This window comes from Microbispora rosea (assembly GCF_044460045.1).
Lineage (GTDB): Bacteria > Actinomycetota > Actinomycetes > Streptosporangiales > Streptosporangiaceae > Microbispora > Microbispora rosea.
In genome coordinates this window covers 781,161-801,051 of record NZ_JBITJO010000003.1, presented here as the reverse complement: position 1 = coordinate 801,051, position 19,891 = coordinate 781,161, and the positions used below count along the sequence as shown (strand labels likewise).

The window sequence follows — 19,891 nt, the reverse complement described above, 5'->3', positions numbered from 1 at the left end:
GCGCTGCCCCACTGTCAGATGGGCAGCCGGGCGGCGATGCCGTCGAGGACGCTGTCCAGCCCGAGCTCGAACTGCCAGTCGTCGTCGTCCTTTCTGACGCCCTGGCGGATGTAGCGCGCGAACGCGGGATAGCGGCCCGAGTCCAGCAGCCACCCCATCCGTGACGAGTAGAGGACGCGAAGGTCGTCCATCTTCTCCGCGCCCTCCTTGCGCATGAGCCGGGTCATCCTGATCCGGGCGGTGGTCGCCCCGCTGACGAACGCGTCGACCGTGTCGAGGACCGTCATCGCCGTGTCGGGGTCGAGGCCGAGGCCGTACAGCGACGCGAGCAGCCGGTCGGCGCGCGCGACGAAGTTCGGGGTCAGCGGCGCGGCCTGCCCGGTGGTCTCCACCAGCCACGGATGGCGCAGCATGAGGCCGCGCAGGCACAGGGCGGACACGCGCAGGACCTCCCGCCAGTCGCCGGAGAGGACGCCGCCCTCTCCGGCCCGCGCCTCCTCGGCGTAGACCGCGTCCACCATCAGCTCGATCACGTCGTCCTTGCCGCGCACGTAGCGGTAGAGGCCCATGGTGGCGACGCCGAGCCGCTCGGCCAGGCGGCGCATGGAGACCGCGTCGAGCCCCTCGGCGTCCGCGATCTCCACGGCCGCCGCGCCGATCTGCGCGTGGGTCAGCGCCGCACGGGGAGGCCGGGCGGGCCGCTCCATCCGCTGCCAGACGGACTCGTGGGTCACATCCTGGCGTCCATCCTGCGCGTCGTCCGCTTTCTTCCCGGCCATCGTCGTGCTCCTCCCGGTTCGCCGTGTACATCGTACTCCGACTTGTACATCGTACGCACCAGCGCGTACGGTGTACCCGTTGCGTACGGCGTACTCACCTCGTGGAGGAACGATGTCCGGAGAAGACCGGCTCAAAGTGGGGATGATCATCGGCAGCGTGCGGGAGGGGAGGGTCGCGCCCCTCGTCGCGAACTGGTTCGCCGGTCAGGCCGAGCGGCGCGACGACGTGGCGCTCGACGTGATCGACCTGGCAGAGACCCGGCTCCCCGACGGGCTGCGCGGGCATTTCGGCGGCGAGAAGCCGGAGGAGACGGTCGGGCTGCGGCCCCGGGTGGAGGCCGCGGACGCCTTCGTCGTGGTGACCCCGGAGTACAACCGCAGCTTCCCCGCCGCGCTCAAACTGATGATCGACAGCTATCACCGGGAGTGGGCGGCCAAGCCCGTCGGGTTCGTCTGCTACGGCGGCATGTCCAGCGGCCTGCGGGCCGTCGAGCAGCTCCGGCTGGTCTTCGCCGAGCTGCACGCGGTGACGATCCGCGACTCCGTCGCCTTCCAGAGCCCCTGGACGCTGTTCGACGCGGAGGGGAACTGGCCGAAGGACCCCGCGGGCCCGGAGGGCGCGGCCAAGGTCATGCTCGACGAGCTCGTCTGGTTCGGCCGGGCCCTGCGCGAGGCGCGGGCGGCGCGGCCGTACGGAGGCTGAGATGGGCTCCCTGCTCCGCTCCGCCCTGCGTCCCCATCGCGGCGCCGTCGCCCTGGTCGCCGTACTCCAGATCGCGCAGGCGCTCGCCGCCCTTCTGCTGCCCACGATCAACGCCACGCTCATCGACGACGGCGTGCTGCGCGGCGACACCGGGCTGATCCTGCGTCTGGGCGGCCTCATGGTGGCCGGGACCCTGGCACAGGTCCTGTGCTCGGCCGTGGTGGGCGTCCTCGCGGCCAGAACCGCCGCCGCCGTCGGTCACGAGCTGCGTGCCGACGTCTACGCGAAGGTCCAGTCGTTCTCCTCACGGGAGGTGGGCCGCTTCGGAGTCCCGTCCCTGATCACCCGCACGGTCGGCGACGTGCAGCAGGTGCAGACGCTGGTCTTCATGGGGCTGACCGGCCTGGCCGGCACGCCGATGATCTTCCTCGGCGGGGTGGTCATGGCGTTGCGGCAGGACCTGCGCCTGTCCACGCTGCTGCTGGTCGCGCTGCCCGCGCTGTCGGCCGTCCTGTGGGTGATCCTGCACCGGCTCACCCCCCTGGCGCATGCGACGCAGCGCGGCGTCGACCAGGTCAACCGGCTGATGCGCGAGCAGATCGCCGGGGTCAGGGTCGTCCGGGCGTTCGCCGCCGAGGACCGCGAACGCGCCGGGTTCGCCGAGGCCAACGGCGCGCTGCTGGGCTTCGCCGTACGCGCCGCGCGGCTGGGGACCGTGATGTTTCCCGCCGGGATGCTGATCGGCAACCTGTGCGGCGTGGCGATCATCTGGTACGGCGGGCACCTCGTCGACGACGGCGTCACCCGGGTCGGCTCGCTGGTGGCGTTCTTCAACTACCTGGCCGTGATCCTGGGGTCCGCCCTGCTCGCGACCTTCACCGTCCTGGCCGCGCCGCGCGCCCGGGTATCCGCGCTCCGGATGCGCGAGGTGCTGGAGACCGGGTCCCGACCGGACGCGCCGCCGGCCGCCAGCGACCGGATGTGGAAGGGAGAGGTCGAGGTCCGCGACGCGCACGTGCGCTATCCGGGGGCCGAGGAACCGGTGCTGCGCGGCGTGCATCTCCACGTCCGCCCCGGCGAGACCGTCGCGGTCGTCGGCTCCACCGGCTCGGGCAAGACGACGCTGCTGAACCTCGTGGCCCGGCTGCTCGGCCCGACCGCTGGACGGGTGCTCCTCGACGGGACGGACGTCGCGTCGCTGCCCGCCGAGGAGCCGGCCGGCGTCGTCGCGCTGGTGCCGCAGCGGCCGTACCTGTTCTCCGGCACCATCGCCGGCAACCTCAGGTACGGCAGGCCCGAGGCGACGGACGCCGAACTGTGGCACGCGCTGGAGGTCGCGCAGGCGCGCGACTTCGTCGAGGCGCTGCCGGAGGGCCTGGAGACACCGCTCGGGCAGGGGGGCGCCTCGCTGTCCGGCGGCCAGCGGCAGCGTTTGACGGTGGCGCGGGCGCTTGTCGCCCGTCCCCGGGTGCTGCTGCTCGACGACCCGTTCTCCGCTCTCGACCCGGTCACCGAGCGGGCCCTCGCCGACGCGCTGGCGGGGGAGACCCGCGACGTCGCCGTCGTCCTGGTCGCCCAGCGGATCTCCTCGGCCCGCCACGCCGACCGGGTGGTGGTGCTCGACGAGGGCCGCGTCGCCGGGTCGGGAACCCACGAGGAGCTGATGGCCTCGTGCCCCGCCTACCGCGAGATCGTCTTCTCCCAGACAGGCCAGGAGGTGGCCGCGTGACAGCCCCGAAGCACGGAACCGTCCGGCGTCTGCTGGAGACGGCCCGCCCCGAACTCCCGCTCGCCGTGGCCGCCCTCGCCTGCGCGGCCGTGGCCGTGGCCCTGACCGTGGCGGTCCCCCGGCTGCTCGGCGCGGCCACCGACCTGGTGCTGTCGGCCGTGTCCGGGCACCGCCGGGTGGACTTCGCCGCGATCGGCGGGGTGCTGCTCGGCGCCCTCGCCTGCTATCTGGCCGCGTTCCTCCTCTCCCTCGCCCAGCAGCGGACGACCGCGACCGTCGCGCAGCGGCTGGTCTTCCGGCTGCGGGAGCGGACCCAGGCCAAGCTCGCGCGGCTGCCGCTCGCCTACTTCGACGGACAGCAGCGGGGCGATGTGCTCTCCCGCGCCACCAACGACGTCGACAACGTCGGCCAGACGCTGCAGCAGGTGCTCAGCGTGGCGGTCACCGCGCTGATCACTCTCGTCGGCGTGCTGGCGATGATGGTGTGGACCTCGCCGCTGCTCGCCCTCGTCTCGCTGGTCATGGTGCCGCTGTCCGTCGTGGCGGCCAGGGCGGTCGGCAGGCGGGCCCAGCCGAGGTTCGCGGAACAGTTCGCCGCCACGGGCCGGCTCAACGCCCACATCGAGGAGACCTACACCGGGCACGCCCTGGTCAGGGTGTTCGGCCGGCGGCACCAGGCCGTACGGGAGTTCGGCGAGCGCAACGACGCGGTGTTCCGCGCGGGGTTCCGGGCGCAGCTGCTGTCCAGCCTGATCGGCCCGTCGATGTCGCTCGTCATGAACCTCAACTACGTGCTCGTCGCGGTGATCGGCGGCCTGCGGGTGGCGGCCGGCGCGCTGTCGGTCGGCGACGTGCAGGCGTTCATCCAGTACTGCCTGCAGTTCGGGCAGCCGGTGAACCAGGTCACGTCGATGTCCACCCTCCTGCAGTCGGTGCTCGCCTCGGCCGGGCGGATCTTCGAACTGCTCGACGAGGACGAGGAGGAGCCGGTGCGCGACCCCGTCCGCCTTCCGGCCGCGACCACCGGCCGGGTGACGTTCGAGAACGTCTCGTTCCGGTACGCGCCGGATCGCCCCCTCATCGAGAACCTGTCCCTGGTCGCCGAGCCGGGGCAGACCGTCGCGATCGTCGGCCCGACGGGCGCGGGCAAGACCACGCTGATCAACCTGCTCATGCGCTTCTACGACGTCACGGGCGGGCGGATCACGGTGGACGGGGTGGACATCGCCCGGGTGCCCAGGCGGGAGCTTCGCGCCAGGATCGGCATGGTGCTCCAGGACACCTGGCTGCGGCACGGCACGATCGCCGACAACATCGCGTACGGCGCCGGCGCCGTACCGCGCGACCGGATCGTCGAGGTGGCCAGGGCCACCGGCGTCGACCACCTCGTGCGCACGCTGCCCGACGGGTACGACACGGTGGTCGACGACGACGGCGAGGGGCTCAGCGCGGGCGAGCGGCAGCTCGTCACGATCGCCCGCGCGTTCCTGGCCGATCCCCCCATCCTGGTGCTCGACGAGGCCACCAGCGCGCTCGACACCCGCACGGAGGTGCTGGTGCAGCGCGCCATGACCTCGCTGCGGGCCGGGCGCACGGGGTTCGTCATCGCCCACCGCCTGTCGACCGTCAGGAACGCCGACCTCATCCTCGTGATGGACGAGGGGCGGATCGTCGAGCAGGGCACGCACGACGAGCTGCTGACGGCGGAAGGCGCGTACGCCCGGCTGTATCGAGCACAACTCCCCGGCGGGGACGGCCTCAGCGGGCCTCGTGGCGCCGCTGGCAGGCGATGCAGTAGCGGGCCATGGGCCGGATCTTCAGCCGCCCGAACGGGATGACCGCGGTGCAGTCGGCGCACCGGCCGTAGCTTCCCTCCTCGATCCGCTCCAGCGCCTTGCGCAGCTCGGCGACCCCCCGCTCGGTGGCGGCGAGGTCGGCGAGCAGGGCGAGCCTCGCGGTGTCGTCGTTGCCGCCGTCGACGGCGGCCCGCAGGTCGCGCAGCTGCACCTCGCGCCGGTGGAGCTGCTCCTCCAGGTCGGCGCGCATGGCCTGCGTCTGCAGCTCGCTGATGGCGGTGAACTCGTCACTGGTGGTCATCGTCGACGTCCTTTCGTCCGATGGCATTCGTCATGGCAGAGGTGCCGGAAGTGCGGTGCTCGACCGTGGGCAGCAGGCAGGCCAGCCCTCTGACGGTCGCGTTGACGGGATCGGGCGCGGGGCTGACGGTGATCCGCAGCTCCGCGCAGAGCTTGCGGGCCAGTTCCGGGTCACGGGCGCCGCCGCCGGTGATCAGCAGGCCCTGCCGCCGGGCGGTGGCCCGCAGGGCGGCGGGGATGCGCGCGATCAGGTCGGCGACCATCGCCACGACCCGTTCCCGCGCGTGCGCCGGGCAGCCGGCCAGGTCGCCCACGTCGACCTGTACGGCGCCCGCGTCGGCGATCTCGCCCGCGCGGATGACGACGGCCTCGGCGATCCCCGCTCCCGCGTCGAGCAGGATCCTGGGCCTCGGGTCGGCGATGTCCACCCCGCAGCCGACCGCCGCGGCCAGCGGCTCCTCGACGATCGTCACCCGGCAGCGGGCGGCGCTGCTGACCGCCGCGTACGCCGCTCGCCGGTCGAGTCGCGAGGCCGCGACGGGCACGCCGAGCAGCACGCGTTCCAGCGGCGGGTGTTGCCCGGTCACGGCGTCGCTCAGCGCCGCGCGGACCAGCCGGACGCAGCTTGGCATGTCGGCGACCATGCCGTGCCGCACCGGCCACCGGCGCGTCCCCGGCTCGCCGAACGCCGAGGGCCGCTCCTTGATCGCCGTGCTGCCGGACAGCAGCAGCCGGGTCCGCGCGGTGCCGAGGTCGAGGGCCAGGGCCGTCATGCCGTCAGCCGTGTCTCGCCGGCGCAGGAGGCGCACTGCTGCACCTGCGGCGCGGCCCTGAGCCGGTCGAGCGGAAGGAACGCCTCGCATCGGATACAGGTGCCGTAGAGGCCCCGCTCCATCCGCTCCAGTGCCGCCTCGATCGCGGCGATGTCGAGACGCGCCCGCCGTGCCCGGGCGGCGTGGAGCCGCTCCTCGAGCAGCATGCGCAGCTCGGACAGCTGCGTCGTGTACCGCCGGCACTCCTCCATGAGGAGGCGCGGCGACCTGATCTCTGCCATAAGCGGCATCACTCCAGGTGAGGGATGAGGTGGCGCGCGAGCACGCGCGCCGTCGGCGCACCGGTGCCGGTGCGCGAAACGAGTACGCGGGAATGGCCCGCGCGCGATGGTGGTCAGGGCTGGGAGGACGGCCGCATGACGGCGCGCGCCACGGCCGCCGGGGCGGTATGGCGGGTCAGGCGCGCTTCGAGCGAGCTCGTCAGAGGGCCTGTGGCGGGCTGCGCGAGCCCGCGGTGCGATGCCCGGTCTGTTGCGGGCTGAGGACGATGTCCTCGTGATGCCGGGCGGGCTCCGGCGCGGAGACGGGAGCATCCGGCGCGGCCGCCACGCTGCGCGGCCGGAACGGGAACGGCAGATGCTCGGGACCTGCGGCGCCCGTGGGCAGGGTCGCCGACTGCGGCGTCCACGCCCCCGGCGTCCACACCTCGGCCGCGGCCTGCGGCGCACGCTGAGCGGGATCGCCGCCGTACCAGGCGGGGGTGGAGGCGACCAGCGCGAGGGCAAGCATCAGCAGGCCCACCACCAACGTGAAGGCGGTGGACCCGCACGTGCCACGTCGTGAGGTCGCCATGTGACCGACCATAACCCACCTTCGCGAAACGGTCATCCGCGTTTCCCGTTGCCCGTTTCTCCCAATCGGTCCCTGCCCGATTTCCGCCATTTGTTGTGCATACCCGCATCTCCGGAAACGTTCCCGTCCACTCGGGTGCGTTCTCCGTTCCCCTCTACTTGGGTACGGTGGCCGCAAGGCACGGGTTTCGCGGGAGGGGGGAAGGATGGCGCGACGCAGGCTGACCGCCGCGCTGCTGCTCCTGCTGCACGCGATCTTCCTGACCTCCGGCGGCGTGCCCGCGTCCGCGGGCACACTGCAGACGCCACATCGCGTCACCGGCATTCACCACGCCGCCGGCACCCACCTCGCCACCGGCCGTCCGGCCGTCGAGACGGGCGGCGTGCGCTGCCCTCCGGCGCACGCCACACGGCCGGCTCAGGGCGACCCGCCCCGGGTCCAGGCGGGCGCGGGCGGCCCCGGCGCGTCCGGCGGACCGGTCGTGCTGCCCAACCCGGCGGCGCCGCGCGGCGGCACCCGGGTCACCCGGGCCGGGCCGCATCACGACGGCCCGCCCGCCCAGTGCCCGCACCGGGCCGCCACCGCCCGAGCTCCTCCCTCCACCGCGTACTGAGACCTTTCCCACTCGTACGCCTGTGGAGGCTTCATGTCCCGTGCGCCCATGTGGCGTGCGGTGGCGGCGCTCGCCGTCATCGCGACCTCACTGCTGCTCGCTTTCACCATGGCCCCGCGCCTCGGCCTCGACCTGCGCGGCGGCACCCAGCTCGTCTTCGAGACGAAGGACTCACCCACGGTCAAGGCGGACGCCGACGCCACCGACCGCGCCCTCGACGTGCTCCGGCGCAGGGCCGACGCCCTCGGAGTCGTCGATCCCACCCTGGTCCGCTCCGGCGAGAAGCGGATCATCGTCGAACTGCCCGGCGTGCTCGACCCGCGCGAGGCCGCCGCGGTCATCGGCAAGACCGCCCAGCTCAACTTCCATCCGGTGCTCGGTCCCGCCGAGGACGGCGACAGGGACGCGGTCGCCGACGAGAGCGGCCAGAGGCTGAAGCTCGGCCCGGTCGCGCTCAGCGGGGCGGGCGTCACCGACGCCGCCGCGCGCAGCGACCCCCAGATGGGGCCGGGCTGGTTCGTCACGATCGACTTCAAGGAGCCCGGTCCCTGGCGGGAGCTGACCGGGACAGCGGCCTGCGCGCCGGTCGGCGACCACAAGCGCCGCGTCGCCATCGTCCTCGACAACGAGATCATCTCCTCGCCGCAGGTGGACGAGTCGATCGCCTGCGAGGCGGGGATCTCCGGCGGCAGCACGCAGATCACCGGGTCGTTCACCGCCCAGGAGGCGCAGAACCTCGCGGTGCTGGTCAAGGGCGGCTCGCTCCCGGTGCCGCTGGAGCTGGTCGAGCAGCGCACGGTCGGCCCGACCCTCGGCGCCGACGCCATCGCCGCGAGCGCCAAGGCCGGCGTCGTCGGGGTGATCCTGACCGCGGTGTTCATCGGCGTCGTCTACCGGCTGGTGGGCGTGCTGGCCGCGGTCGCGCTCGCCTGCTACGGCCTGATCTCGTACGCCGGGCTCGTGGCCATGGGTGCCACGCTCACACTGCCCGGCCTGGCCGGGTTCGTCCTGGCCATCGGCATGGCCGTGGACGCCAACGTGCTGGTCTTCGAACGGGCCAGGGAGGAGTACGGCGAGGCGCCCCGCCGGGGTCTCAAGGCGGCTCTCGAACGCGGCTTCAAGAACGCCTGGAGCGCGATCGCCGACTCCAACATCACCACCCTGCTCGCCGCCGGGCTGCTGTTCTGGCTGGCCTCGGGGCCGGTGAAGGGCTTCGGCGTGACGCTGGCCATCGGCGTGCTGGCCTCGCTGGTGTCGGCGATGCTGATCACCCGGGTGCTCGCCGCCGCCCTGATCGCGAGGATCGGCCCGCGGGCGTCCGGCATCGGCTCGATCGGCCGGGTCAGGACCTGGCTGACCCGGCGCGGGCCGGACCTGATGCGCGGCAGGCGGCTGTGGCTCGCCGTCGCGGCCGGGCTGCTCGTGCTCGCGGGGGCGGGGCTGGTCACCCGCGGCCTGAACTACGGCGTCGAGTTCACCGGAGGCCGGATCGTGGAGTTCGGCACGAGCCGGCCGGTCGACGTCGCGGCGGCGAGGCAGGCGGTGGCGGACGCCGGGTTCCCCTCCGCCGTCGTCCAGAGGTCGGACGACGCGATCTCGGTGCGCACCGGGCAGATCAGCGCCGACGACGTGGTGCGCGTGGAGCAGGCGCTTGACCGGAGCGTGGGTGAGGTCACCAAGCACCGCGACGAGCTCATCGGTCCGAGCCTGGGTGAGGAGCTGCGCCGCAACGCGCTCATCGCGCTCGCCGTCGCGCTCGCCGCGCAGCTCGTCTACCTGGCGTTCCGGTTCCGGTGGACGTTCGGCACGGCGGCCGTGGCGGCCCTGTTCGTGGACGCGGCCGTCGTCGTCGGCACGTTCGCCTGGCTGGGCAAGCCGATCGACGGGGTGTTCCTGGCCGCGATGCTCACGATCATCGGTTACTCGGTCAACGACAAGGTCGTGCTGTTCGACCGGGTGCGCGAGCTGTGGCCGCTGCGGCGCCGGGAGCCGTTCGGCCGGGTGGTGAACGCCGCGATCCTGCAGACCGTGCCGCGCACGGTGAACACCGGGCTCGGGGCGCTGTTCATCCTGGCGGCTTTGGCGGTGTTCGGCGGCGACTCGCTGCGTGACTTCGCCGTCGCCCTGCTGATCGGCATCGTCGTGGGGACGCTGTCGTCGTCGTTCGTGGCCGGGCCGGTGGCGATCGCGCTGGAGCGGCGGTCCGGCCAGCCGCCGCCGGCTCCCGCCGCGCCGCGTGCGAGGCCCGCGCGGCGTGACGGCTCCGGCGCGGTGGTCTGACCGAGCCGGTCGACCGGCCTCGGCCCCGGGGCGGGGACGCCCCGCCCCGGGGCCCGTTCGGCTACGGCCGGCCGAGCGCGCGCAGCTGGGCGGGCGTCAGCGCGGAGACGTTCTGGTCGATGGGCGTGTCGGTGTACTGGTGGATCGCCCAGGACTTCCAGTCGGCGGGCGGCGTGATGTCGCCCGGCGCCTTGCTGTAGTGGGCCACCCACAGGGGGTACTGGCCGAGGCCGCGGCCGTACTTGTTCGCGAAGTTCCAGCCGCTGTAGAACATCGGCCTGGTGCCGGTCTTGGCCGTCACGTACTCCAGCCAGGTCTTGGCCCACCTGTTGACCTGCTCGACGGACTCGCCGTCGGCGGTCTCCAGGTCGAGGACCAGGATGTCGCCGGGCTTGTGCGGCTGCGAGTTCACCACACTGAGGAAGTGGTCGGCCTCGGCGATGGGGTCGTTGGAGGGATGGCCGTAGTGGTAGACGCCGCGGACGATGCCCTTCTTGGCCAGCTCCTGCCAGTGCCGGGGGAAGGACGAGTCGACCCAGTCGGTCCCCTCGGTGGCCTTGATGAACCCGAACTGCGCGCGGCTGTTCATCCAGTCGTGGTCGGCCTCGTAGCCGGAGACGTCCTGGCCGTACGTGTGCGGGTTCGCGTACGCCGGGGCGGGCAGGGCGACGGCCGCCGTGACGGTGGCCGTGGCGGCCGAGACCGCGAGGGTCGCCGCAGCGAGGGCGGAGCGCAGGCGCCGGCGGGAGGGCCGGCCCCCGAGGGAGAGCCGATGGATGGACATGGCGGGGTTGACTCCTTGCTTCCATTCCGCCTACCGGGTTAGCTGACGGGTTCGGGCAGGAAGTGCCCTACGGGCGCATCTGGGGGCCTGCGCGCCGATTCACCCCGAGAGAGTGGGTCCCCGGCTCCACATGACGCGGATTCGGCGGCCGCGCGACCACCGCGCGGTCCGGGCAACGACACGGCAAGGGATACGACGGAGAATGTCGGCCGGTACCCATGCCGTGCGACCTAAAGGTACACACAGCACCAGAATGGTGTAAACAGGACAAAACCCGTCTTTACCTGCAGCGGGACGGCGACGCCCGGCCCGTGTCGATCAGCTCGATGCCGGGCACGACGTACTCGGTCGCGGCTCGTCCCGCGACAGCACCATGTCGTCGAGCAGGTGGCCGTAGTCGAGCTCGTGCACGCCCATCACCCGCCGCATCACCGGGGAGGACAGCCCCGCTCGACGTCCGCGCTCGTCCGCAATTCGGTGTCGCTAACTGGACAGATATCGCGAACAGGACGATCATCCCGATGAGTGAGGCCGGGGCGGGCCGGCAGGTGACCCGCTCGGACCGTAACCCCGCCCGTACGCGGCTTCCGTTGACCGGGATCCCCGTGCGATCCGCCCGTAAGGGGGTTTGTAAGTTCGTCACCTGAGGCACCGACACGTACGCGAGGTGAGTCCATGACCGCTGCACCCGCCGACCCCGAGTTCACCGAGGTGGCGCCGCCGACGCCGGCCGAGTTCCGGCGCGCGCTGGGCATGTTCGCGACCGGCGTTAGCGTGGTCACGGGCCTCGACGACGGGGAACCGGTGGGCTTCGCCTGCCAGTCGTTCGCCTCGGTGTCCCTCGAACCGCCGCTGATCCTGTTCTGTGCCGACCACAAGGGCCGCGCCTGGCCGCGGATCAAAAAGTCGGGCCGCTTCTGCGTGAACGTCCTCGGCGAGGATCAGATCGACATCTGCGGCCGATTCGGCTCCAGCAGAGGCGACAAGTTCGCTGGACTCGACTGGGACCTGTCGCGATGGGGCACTCCGGCGTTGCGGAAGGTGCTGCTGCGAGTCCACGGCGACGTGCGCGACGTGCACGTCGCCGGTGACCACGACGTGATCATCGGCCACGTGCGCGAGCTCGAACCCGTCGTCACCGAGCAGCGCCCGATGCTGTTCTTCCGCGGCCGGTTCGGAGTGGAGCAGGACGACCAGGCCGCCGCCCTCGGTCCCAATCTGTGGGGCTGGGGCGACCACTGGGGGTGAGCACCGACCTCCCCCTGCCGCGGCCCCTTCCGGTGATCCGGCCGTCCGAGTGCGCGGGGCGACCCGGCGAATTCGCAGCCTTCTGGTCGACGCCCTAACCACCGGGGTTGATTTCGAGGAGGCACAGTCCTTCTCGCCGCAGGACACGATTCCCGAGCTCACCGTCGCCGTACAGGGCGATCGACGGCGCGCCCCGGCACCATCCGGACATCGACAACGATGACGTCAAAGCCGCGACCGCACGGCTGACCCCTCTCTGCGCCACCTATAAGTGGAGTTGCTGCTGGCAGGATTGCCCCTTCCTGCGCGTACCCGGCGCGTCGTTGCCGTCGCGACCGCCCCGGATGCATGCACCAGCACCGCCAGAACCGGGCCCTGACCTGCCTATCTCCTCCCACCTGTAACTCCAGCTAATCGCTTCGTCGCGTTGCTCGACGACCTGGAGCAATGAGAGAATTCATACAGACTTTCGAATTTCCCGAGGAGGTGTGATGGATCTGTTCGACTCTCATCCTGACCGCCTTCGTCGTTCGAATAGTTCCGACGACTGGTGGGACCGGTTGACCGCCGACTCGCCGTTGTGGTCTGCCGATGGCTCATCCGCCCGCGAGTACTTCCCGATCGCCGACCTCCAGCCGCCGCAGCACACGAGCGCGCACACGAGCGACGGCACGCCCGGCACCGGGAGCCCAGGCAGCCTGGGTGCCGATGGCCTTGGTGTCGATGGTGGTGGCGGCGCGGGTGCCGCCGATGCGGGTGGTCGTCCGCGCGCTCGGTCGTCGTGGGTGCTGGTGGGGTCTGTTCGTGAGTCGGCGCAGGCGTTGGCGTTGGCGCCGCTTCCGGAGGATGCGGATGTCTGCCTGGCTGAGGCGGAGGATTTGCTGTTCGCGCGGGATCGGATCACCTGCGCAATTGCCGATCGGGTGGGCCGGGTCCATCGGGCGGGGCAGGTCAAGCAGCATGGGCATGCCTCCACCCGCAGCTGGCTGCGCACCGCCGCCGGGATGAGCGTCGGCGGAGCCAGCCGCCTGCTGACGTTGGCGGTGGAGCTGGCGCGTCTGCCCCGGGTGCGGGAGAAGTTCGCCGCCGGCCAGTTGGCGGCAGGGGTGGTGGAAGCGATCTGCACCGCCACCGCGAACCTGTCCGACGAGCACGCCGGTCTGGCCGAGCCGATCCTGCTGGAGCTCGCAACCAAAGCAGGCGCGGCGGAGGTGGCCAAGGCCGGGCGTTACCTGCGTGCCGTGCTGGACCCTGATGGGGAGGACCGCGACGAGCGGGCCGACTACGGGCGGCGGTTCCTGCGGGTGCGCCCCGGGCGGGGCGGCGGCCTGGAAGGGGAGTTCTCCCTCCCCCGCGAAGCGGCAGCCCGGCTACGCGCCCTGCTCGACGCCTACGCCAAACCCCGCGCGGAAGGCGATGACCGGCCACTGAGCGTGCGCCAGGCCGATGCCTTCATCGCCCTGCTGGAACAGAAGATCGCCACCGAACTCCTGGTCCTCGTCAACGCCGAATCCCTCCCCACCGACCCCACCACCGACCCCCACCCTGCCGACTCCGACCCCGCCGCCGACGACGCCAGCGGCTCTGCCCCCAGCGAGGCCGCCACCACCGACCCCGCCGCCACCACCGACCACCCCGCGGACCCTGACCATGCCGAAAGCACTGACGACACCAACGAGGCCGACGACGCCGTCCCCGGCGCGACGGGGGACCCCGGTAACGCGGGCGGTGCCGACGGAGCGACGGACTCCGGTGCGGGGAGCGACGCCGGAGCCGATGGAGCCGCACACGCCGATGCCGGAAACGCCGACCGCGCCACCACCGGTCCCCGCGATAAGGAGTCCCGCCACCCAGGCCCCGACGAGCACGGGGCAGGTGAGCACGGAACCTACGAGCGCGGGACCGATAGGCGCGCACCCCGTGAGCGCGGGACTTGTGAGTGCGGCACTGGTGAGCAGCGGGCCGGTGAGCGCGAGCCGCACGACACCGCGAGCGCCACCTCTACCGAGGGCGACGACATCCCGCCGGTAGAGGGCGATGACTGCGACCGTGCCGCGGCACAGACCGGGGCAACGCACGCCAGGCGGCACGGGTCAGCATTGCCTGCTGACGGTGGCGGGCCTGCGCACGCAGCGCCTTCGAACACAACACCCTCGAACACAGCACTTTCCGGCACAGCGTCCTCGCACGCAGCACCTTCCGGCACAGCGCCTGCCCAGGCAGCGCAGCCCGATCCTCCTCCCGAGGACGCCTTCGCACGTCGCACCCACGCCGGGCATCAGCCTGCGGGGGACTGCCGGGATGCGCAGACCACGCCTGAGGACCACAGCGACGTGCGCTGCGGCCAGTACCGCCACGACCAGGGCCGCGAGGAGCAGGGCTGCGAGGAGCAAGGCCGGGCTCGGCAAGACGCGGCGGACGGCCAGGGCGCGTGCCGGTGCGGCGGCGCGGCGAGGTGCGCGTTTGCGACGCAGGCACCGGGGACGGGGCAGGGAGCGTCACCTGGGCCGCCGCCCGGGACGCCGGGGGCACTGTTAGGGACGCCGCCGGGGGCACTGTTCAGGACGCCGCCGGGGGCACTGTTCGAGACGGCGCCCGGGACGTTGCTGGGGACGGTGCCGGGGTTGTTGCTGGCGACCGGGCAGATGCTGCCCGTCACCAGCGTGCACCGCCTCGCCCGCACCTCGACTCTCGTGCGGCTGGTCATGGACGCCGAAGGACAAGTGCTCGACATGGGCCGCAAGGTCCGCCTGGCCACCCCCGCCCAACGACGAGCCATCTTCGCCCGGTATGCCACCTGCTGGATCGACGGCTGCCCGCTCCCCGCCACGATGTGCCAGATCGATCATGCCGACAACTGGAGCACCGGCGGACTCACCGACCTGAAACTCCTCGGCCCGGCCTGTCAGTTCCACAACCGCGACCGCTACCAGCACCCTCAGCGCTACACCCGCCGCCAAACCGGCACCGACCGCTGGACCTTCACCTACGAGCGGCCCCGGCCCGGGCGGCTGCGGATCTGATCGTGTTCAGGTCGAACGTGCCCTCAGAGCCAATCGCCGTTCTGGCCGACGGCCAGCAGGGGGTTCATGGTTCCCGGGGACCAGGTGCGGTCCGGCACGCGGTGGACGGCCCGGGATCTGCGCTGGGAATCCAGGTCGGGGAAGAGGGCGAGCGAGACCTGCCGCGCGGCGTCGACCACGAGCGGGGCCACCTTCTCCAGCGCCGTGCGGACGTCGCCCACCAGGGAGATGCCGGCCACCGGCCCTTCGTGGCCGCGAACGGCCGCGGCGACGCAGGAGATGTGGGGGAAGCACTCCCCCCGCTCGAAGGCGAGACCGCGGCGCCGCCGGATGCGGTTGAGCTCCTGGTGCAACGTGCCAATGTCGCCGATGGTCCGGCTGGTCAGACGGCTGATGTGCCCGTCGATGAGCGCCTCGACCTGCTCGGGCTCCATCCAGGCGAGGATCGCCTTGCCGAGCGCGGTGCAGTGGGCCGGAGCCCGGCCGCCGACACGGGACGGCACCGACAGGGCGAACCGGCCGCCGACCTTGTCGAGGTAGAACACCTCGGCGCCGTCGAGCACGGCGAGGTGGACGACCATACCGGTCCGGATCTGCAGGTTGTGGAGCAGCGGCGCGGCGGCCTCCCGGATCTCGTCGTGGCTGCCGTCCCGGCCGCCGAGCCGGAGCGCCCGCCTGCCCAGGCTGTAGCCGAACGGCGTGTGGTCCAGCCAGTTCAGTCGTACGAGCTGGTCGAGGATGCGATGAGCCGTCGAGCGCGGGAGGTGGGTGCAGCGCACCACGTCCTCAAGCGTGAGACGGGTGGAGCGACCGGGGAACGCGTCCATGATGAGCGTCATCCGTTCGACCATCGACGGCGGCGGCTCTCGTCGAGCGGGCGCCGTCGCCTCCCGCTCGGCACGGAGAGCGGTCATCGCACCTCCCCAAAAACTGAAATTGATTCTTGCTTCGGAATGTAGCAACGCATCACAGCCCTGAGAAGAGGACGAAGAGACAGCCCGTCCTGCTGCCTTCTGTCCGGTCCTGCCCGATGATCGGGCTCCTCCCCGACTCTCCTTCGTTCACCCACGGTTGACTGCGCAGGAGAGTCAATGAGCGCCGAACGGGAACCGTGGCTCGCCATCGACCCGCTGGTCGCCATCGCCACGGCCCTGCTCCCGCGCTGGGGACAGAGGCGGCCTTGGGCGGGGGTGTGACCGGGACGTCCCCCACCCGCGGCGTGACCAGTTCGTGACCTTGATAGCCTGCCTGCTCCGTAGGCCATCGGACGCTGCATGGATCGGGGACCTGATGGGGGAAAGACAGCGGCTGCGTCTCAACGCGCCGCTGGGCACGGCCGGAATCGTCCTCGCCGCCGCTTTCTTCTCCCTGTCTCTCACGCCGTCGCTGCTGCCCCGGCCTTGGACGCTGCAGGGGATCATCGCCGGGGTGCTCACCGCCACCGGATATCTGGTGGGAGTGCTCGCCGGCGCACTTGTGCGCCCGGCCGCGGCCCGGCTCCCGGCGAAGTGGCGCGCGGCATGGAAGCGCAAGGGAAGACGGCGGGTCCGGCGGCTGGTCGCGACGTTCGGCTGCGGTCTCGGCGCGGCCTCGCTGGTCCTGGGTGTACGCGCGCAGCGGGACATCTACGCGCTGATGGGGATGAACCCGCCGGAGCGACTCAACTACCTCGGCGTCCCGCTGATCGCGGCGGCCCTGTTCCTCGCCCTGCTGACCGCCGCCCGGACGCTGCGGATCGCGGCACGGGCGCTGGGCCGCCTCCTCGGACGGTGGTTCCCCGCGACGGCCGCGCAGTTCGCTGCAGGGCTCGGGGTGGGCGTGCTGGCCGTCTTCCTGACCGACGGGATCCTCACCGAGGCCCTGCTCAGAGGGGCCGACCACAGCTTCGCCGCGATCAACACCGAGACCTCGCCCGGCATCACCCCGCCGACGGCCGCCACGCTGTCGGGCAGCCCCTCCTCGCTGGCCTCCTGGGCGTCCCTCGGCTTGGAGGGCCGCGCGTTCGTCGCGCACGCGCCGACGGCAGGCGAGCTGAGCGGCTTCGCGGGGCGGCCCGCCGTCTCCCCGATCCGGGTCTACGCGGGGCTCGACTCCGCCGCGACCACACGCCAGAGGGCCGCCCTGGCCGTACGGGAACTGGAGCGGACCGGCGCGTTCGGCCGCAAGGTGCTCTGCGTGGTCACGACGACCGGCACCGGCTGGGTGGACCCGCAGGCGGCCGCCGCCCTGGAGTTCATGTACGGCGGAGACACCGCGCTGGTCTCCATGCAGTACTCCTATCTGCCGAGCTGGCTGTCGTTCCTGGTGGACCGCGAACGCGCCAGGGCGGCCGGGCGCGAGCTGTTCGACCAGGTGTACGCCCGCTGGTCGGCGCTGCCCGCCGGGCACCGGCCCAAGTTACTGGTCTTCGGGGAGAGCCTGGGTGCGTTCGGCGCGGAGTCGGCGTTCGGCGGCGACCGGGACCTGCGTGAGCGCACCGACGGCGCGCTGTTCGTCGGGCCGCCGGACAGCAGCGCGCTGTGGCGGCGGCTCGTCGACGGCCGCGACCCGGGCAGCAGGGAGGCGCTGCCCGTCTACCGGAACGGCGAGACCGTGCGCTTCGCCAACCGCCCCTCCGACCTGGACGCGCCCGATTCACCGTGGAACGCGCCGCGGGTCGTCTACCTCCAGCATCCCTCCGACCCGATCGTGTGGTGGGCGCCCCGGCTCGTCCTCTCCCGTCCCGACTGGCTGGAGGAGCGGCGCGGCGACGACGTGCTGCCCTGGATCCGGTGGTATCCGTTCGTGACGTTCTGGCAGATCACCGCCGACCTGGTCTTCTCCCTCGACGCGCCGCCGGGGCACGGCCACGACTATGACGGCGAGGTGGTCGCGGCGTGGGCGCGGATCGCCCCGCCGGACGGGTGGGACGACGCGCGGACCGCGGCGCTGACCACGCTGCTCGCGAAGCACGCGTCCGGCTCAGACGAGTGAGTCGAGCCAGCCGATCAGCCGGGCTCCCTCGCGCGTCATGATCCGGGGGTCGCGCAGGGCGTTCGCCAGCAGCGACATCCCCTGGTAGGCGCCCACAAGGGTCAGCGCGAGGCCGTCGGGCTCCGGCAGGCCGAGCTCCCGGAACTGCTGCTCGACCCATTCGAGCAGCAGCCGGATGACCTTGCCCGCCTCCGCGTCCAGGCCACCCTCGTCACGTTTGTCCAGCTCGGCGGCGAGTGTGCCGGTCGGGCAGCCGTACCGCGCCGCGAGGTCCCGCTGGCCGACCCAGGTCTCCACGAGGCCCTTGAGCCGCTCCCGGGGGTCCGGCAGCCGCTCCAGCCGTTCGGTGAGATCCCGCAGGTGGCGGGAGTGCTCGGCCAGCGCCGCGGCGACGAGCTCGTCCTTGGTCTTGAAGTAGTAGTACACGTTGCCGACCGGGACGTCGGCGGCGCGGGCGATGTCGGCGATGGTGGTGCGCTCCGCACCCTGCTGGTGCACCACCTGCGCGGCGGCGGCCATGAGCCGCTGCCGCTTTGCGCTCGCGGCCCTCACCCGGGCACTCGTCGAGTCAGTCACCTGACTGACTATAGGAGGGCCGGGCCCCGCGGTCGTACGCCGCGGGACCCGGGAGATCTCTACCAGTTCGCCGGGAGTCCCGGAGTGGTGGGCGGCAGGGGGTGGTTCTTCGGGTGGATGACGTACACGATCCCGCCGCTGCCGGTGCTGCGCAGCCAGACGTTCTCGAAGTTGGCCCGCGGGTAGACGTGGCGCACCGCGTCGTCGTCCGGCGAGGCGGGGTCGTTGGCGATCACGTCACCGTTGGCGGTGAAGCCGACGATGACCATGAGGTGGCCGTTGGTGCTGTATCCGGCGCCGGGCAGCTCCTCGGCCTTGAACGACTGCGATGTGACGACGGGGATGCCGGCCCGGATCAGCCGCTCCATCTCGGTCAGCGAGCGGAGCCGGGTGACGAACCCCTCAAGCCCGTACCGTCCGGCGTAGGCCGCGTTGAACGGCCAGTTGCCCGCCCCCTCGTACGCGTAGTCGTAGGTGTACCTGGCGGCGTAGTCGACCTCGGGGTCGGGGTCGGAGGGGTCCACCCAGGAGGTGTCCTGCTTGCTGGGCCACTTCCCCCAGTAGCCGAGGACCATGGTGGTCGAGGTCGGGCTGCACCACGCCTCTCCCCCGCCGTCCCACTCGGGGTAGTGGCCCTCGTGGACGTTCTGCGAGCGGCGGGGCACCGGAAGCTCGACGCCCCAGGCGCTGCCGCCGGGGCTGACCGGCACGGTCGCCCGGTCGGGCACCGCGGAGGCCATCGCGCCGAGCGTGCGCACGACCGGCTGCACGGCCGAGCCCGGCGCGCGGTAGAGCGTGACGCGCAGCTGGTAGGCGGTGATCGCCTTGCCCGCCGCGGCCACGAACGTGTCGACCGAGACGGTGCCGTCGGCGTCCCGCTGCCCGGACAGCGACGTGCGGCGGATGTCCTCGTCGCCGTAGGCCCAGCGGCCGAGCACGTACCACTTCGTCTGCCCGGCGGCGTGGCGGCCCCGCATCTCGACCTGCAGCCAGCTGCCGGCGGGCACGTCGGCGTTCCAGGAGGCGACCAGCTCGGTGGCGGCGAACCCGACCTGCTGCTCACGGCCGGTCCACCGGGCGTACTCCCAGGTCTTGGTGCCGAGTGCGTCGGTGTAGGAGATCGTTCCCACAGGGGCGGCGAAGGACAGGGTGTCGCCCGCCTTCACGCCCTCCCGGACGCCGGGGCCGAAGTGGGCCCGCTGGTAGACGACGTCGACGGGGGACGGCGGGGGCTTGGTCGCGGCCTCTGCGGCGGTGGCCGGGACGGTGAGGGCGGAGGTCGTCAGAAGGGCGGACAGGGACACGGGCAGGAACGCGGTCAGGAACGCGGTCAGCACGCGCATGGCTCACCTCGGGGTCTCGTGGGCGTCCCCGACGCTAGATACCTGCCGCCCTCCCGCGCATCGGCAGGAATACGTATCCGCTCCCGGCGTTCGCGGGGCAAGTCGCTAATTACCCGAGA

The 19,891-nt window shown here is 72.2% G+C and carries 17 protein-coding genes and 1 riboswitch; of the genes, 8 read left to right on the top strand and 9 right to left on the bottom strand.

The window, feature by feature from the left end:
- Positions 1-14: 14 nt before the first annotated feature.
- A complete protein-coding gene (locus ACIBK1_RS15905; RefSeq protein ID WP_396723146.1) occupies positions 15-779 on the bottom strand; it encodes a TetR/AcrR family transcriptional regulator in 765 nt (254 codons plus the stop codon).
- A gap of 112 nt (positions 780-891) precedes the next feature.
- On the opposite strand from ACIBK1_RS15905, the gene ACIBK1_RS15900 reads away from it, so the two are divergent.
- From ACIBK1_RS15900 to ACIBK1_RS15890, 3 genes are read left to right on the top strand one after another with little or no spacing between them, the layout of a single operon-like run.
- A complete protein-coding gene (locus ACIBK1_RS15900; RefSeq protein WP_396723144.1) occupies positions 892-1,482 on the top strand; it encodes an NADPH-dependent FMN reductase in 591 nt (196 codons plus the stop codon).
- A 1-nt stretch (position 1,483) separates the two neighbouring features.
- Complete coding sequence (locus tag ACIBK1_RS15895; RefSeq protein WP_396735514.1) at positions 1,484-3,211, top strand: ABC transporter ATP-binding protein; 1,728 nt, start codon at positions 1,484-1,486, stop codon at positions 3,209-3,211.
- Complete coding sequence (locus tag ACIBK1_RS15890) at positions 3,208-5,049, top strand: ABC transporter ATP-binding protein (RefSeq protein ID WP_396735511.1); 1,842 nt, start codon at positions 3,208-3,210, stop codon at positions 5,047-5,049. The genes ACIBK1_RS15895 and ACIBK1_RS15890 overlap by 4 nt, the downstream gene beginning before the upstream one ends.
- Here the strand turns inward: ACIBK1_RS15890 and ACIBK1_RS15885 are convergent.
- The 4 genes from ACIBK1_RS15885 to ACIBK1_RS15870 all read right to left on the bottom strand — a co-directional run bounded on the left by ACIBK1_RS15885 (position 4,970) and on the right by ACIBK1_RS15870 (position 6,932).
- On the bottom strand, positions 4,970-5,308 hold the full coding sequence (locus ACIBK1_RS15885; protein WP_030512336.1) for a TraR/DksA family transcriptional regulator: 339 nt from the start codon (positions 5,306-5,308) through the stop codon (positions 4,970-4,972). The two genes, ACIBK1_RS15890 and ACIBK1_RS15885, sit on opposite strands and share 80 nt — an antisense overlap.
- Positions 5,295-6,080 carry a rod shape-determining protein gene (locus tag ACIBK1_RS15880; protein WP_030512335.1) on the bottom strand — a complete coding sequence of 262 codons (786 nt, stop codon included), beginning with the start codon at positions 6,078-6,080 and terminating at the stop codon, positions 5,295-5,297. The genes ACIBK1_RS15885 and ACIBK1_RS15880 overlap by 14 nt, the downstream gene beginning before the upstream one ends.
- Positions 6,077-6,361 carry a TraR/DksA family transcriptional regulator gene (locus tag ACIBK1_RS15875; RefSeq protein ID WP_051762837.1) on the bottom strand — a complete coding sequence of 95 codons (285 nt, stop codon included), beginning with the start codon at positions 6,359-6,361 and terminating at the stop codon, positions 6,077-6,079. Before ACIBK1_RS15875 ends, ACIBK1_RS15880 begins: the two co-directional genes overlap by 4 nt.
- Positions 6,362-6,560: 199 nt before the next feature.
- Positions 6,561-6,932: a hypothetical protein gene (locus ACIBK1_RS15870; protein ID WP_143734163.1), complete on the bottom strand. Its 372-nt coding sequence runs from the start codon at positions 6,930-6,932 to the stop codon at positions 6,561-6,563.
- Between the two features lie 205 nt (positions 6,933-7,137).
- On the opposite strand from ACIBK1_RS15870, the gene ACIBK1_RS15865 reads away from it, so the two are divergent.
- Both ACIBK1_RS15865 and secD read left to right on the top strand, forming a co-directional pair.
- Positions 7,138-7,545, top strand: coding sequence for a hypothetical protein (locus ACIBK1_RS15865; protein ID WP_030512332.1), 408 nt, complete (start codon positions 7,138-7,140; stop codon positions 7,543-7,545).
- A gap of 33 nt (positions 7,546-7,578) precedes the next feature.
- Positions 7,579-9,825: a protein translocase subunit SecD gene (gene secD / locus ACIBK1_RS15860; RefSeq protein ID WP_030512331.1), complete on the top strand. Its 2,247-nt coding sequence runs from the start codon at positions 7,579-7,581 to the stop codon at positions 9,823-9,825.
- A 61-nt stretch (positions 9,826-9,886) separates the two neighbouring features.
- Here secD and ACIBK1_RS15855 read toward each other — a convergent pair whose 3' ends face one another.
- Positions 9,887-10,609 (bottom strand): glycoside hydrolase family 25 protein, encoded by a 723-nt coding sequence (locus ACIBK1_RS15855; protein WP_396735507.1) that lies wholly within the window; start codon positions 10,607-10,609, stop codon positions 9,887-9,889.
- Positions 10,610-10,621: 12 nt separating this feature from the next.
- A riboswitch (cyclic di-AMP (ydaO/yuaA leader) is annotated at positions 10,622-10,766 on the bottom strand.
- 518 nt (positions 10,767-11,284) lie between these two features.
- Between ACIBK1_RS15855 and ACIBK1_RS15850 the strand changes: the two genes are divergently transcribed.
- The gene (locus tag ACIBK1_RS15850; RefSeq protein ID WP_396735504.1) at positions 11,285-11,857 is read left to right on the top strand and encodes a flavin reductase family protein; all 573 of its coding nucleotides are present in this window, start codon (positions 11,285-11,287) and stop codon (positions 11,855-11,857) included.
- A gap of 491 nt (positions 11,858-12,348) precedes the next feature.
- Positions 12,349-14,880 (top strand): DUF222 domain-containing protein, encoded by a 2,532-nt coding sequence (locus ACIBK1_RS15845; protein ID WP_396735501.1) that lies wholly within the window; start codon positions 12,349-12,351, stop codon positions 14,878-14,880.
- A 23-nt stretch (positions 14,881-14,903) separates the two neighbouring features.
- On the opposite strand, the gene ACIBK1_RS15840 is transcribed toward ACIBK1_RS15845, so the two are convergent.
- The gene (locus ACIBK1_RS15840; protein ID WP_030512267.1) at positions 14,904-15,794 is read right to left on the bottom strand and encodes an IclR family transcriptional regulator; all 891 of its coding nucleotides are present in this window, start codon (positions 15,792-15,794) and stop codon (positions 14,904-14,906) included.
- Positions 15,795-16,170: 376 nt separating this feature from the next.
- Here ACIBK1_RS15840 and ACIBK1_RS15835 point away from each other — a divergent pair, with 376 nt between their 5' ends.
- Positions 16,171-17,853 (top strand): alpha/beta hydrolase, encoded by a 1,683-nt coding sequence (locus ACIBK1_RS15835; RefSeq protein WP_396735497.1) that lies wholly within the window; start codon positions 16,171-16,173, stop codon positions 17,851-17,853.
- On the opposite strand, the gene ACIBK1_RS15830 is transcribed toward ACIBK1_RS15835, so the two are convergent.
- Both ACIBK1_RS15830 and ACIBK1_RS15825 read right to left on the bottom strand, forming a co-directional pair.
- Positions 17,842-18,429 (bottom strand): TetR/AcrR family transcriptional regulator, encoded by a 588-nt coding sequence (locus tag ACIBK1_RS15830; protein ID WP_396735494.1) that lies wholly within the window; start codon positions 18,427-18,429, stop codon positions 17,842-17,844. The genes ACIBK1_RS15835 and ACIBK1_RS15830 overlap by 12 nt on opposite strands.
- Positions 18,430-18,488: 59 nt before the next feature.
- Positions 18,489-19,772, bottom strand: coding sequence for a C39 family peptidase (locus ACIBK1_RS15825; protein WP_396735491.1), 1,284 nt, complete (start codon positions 19,770-19,772; stop codon positions 18,489-18,491).
- Positions 19,773-19,891 lie beyond the last annotated feature (119 nt).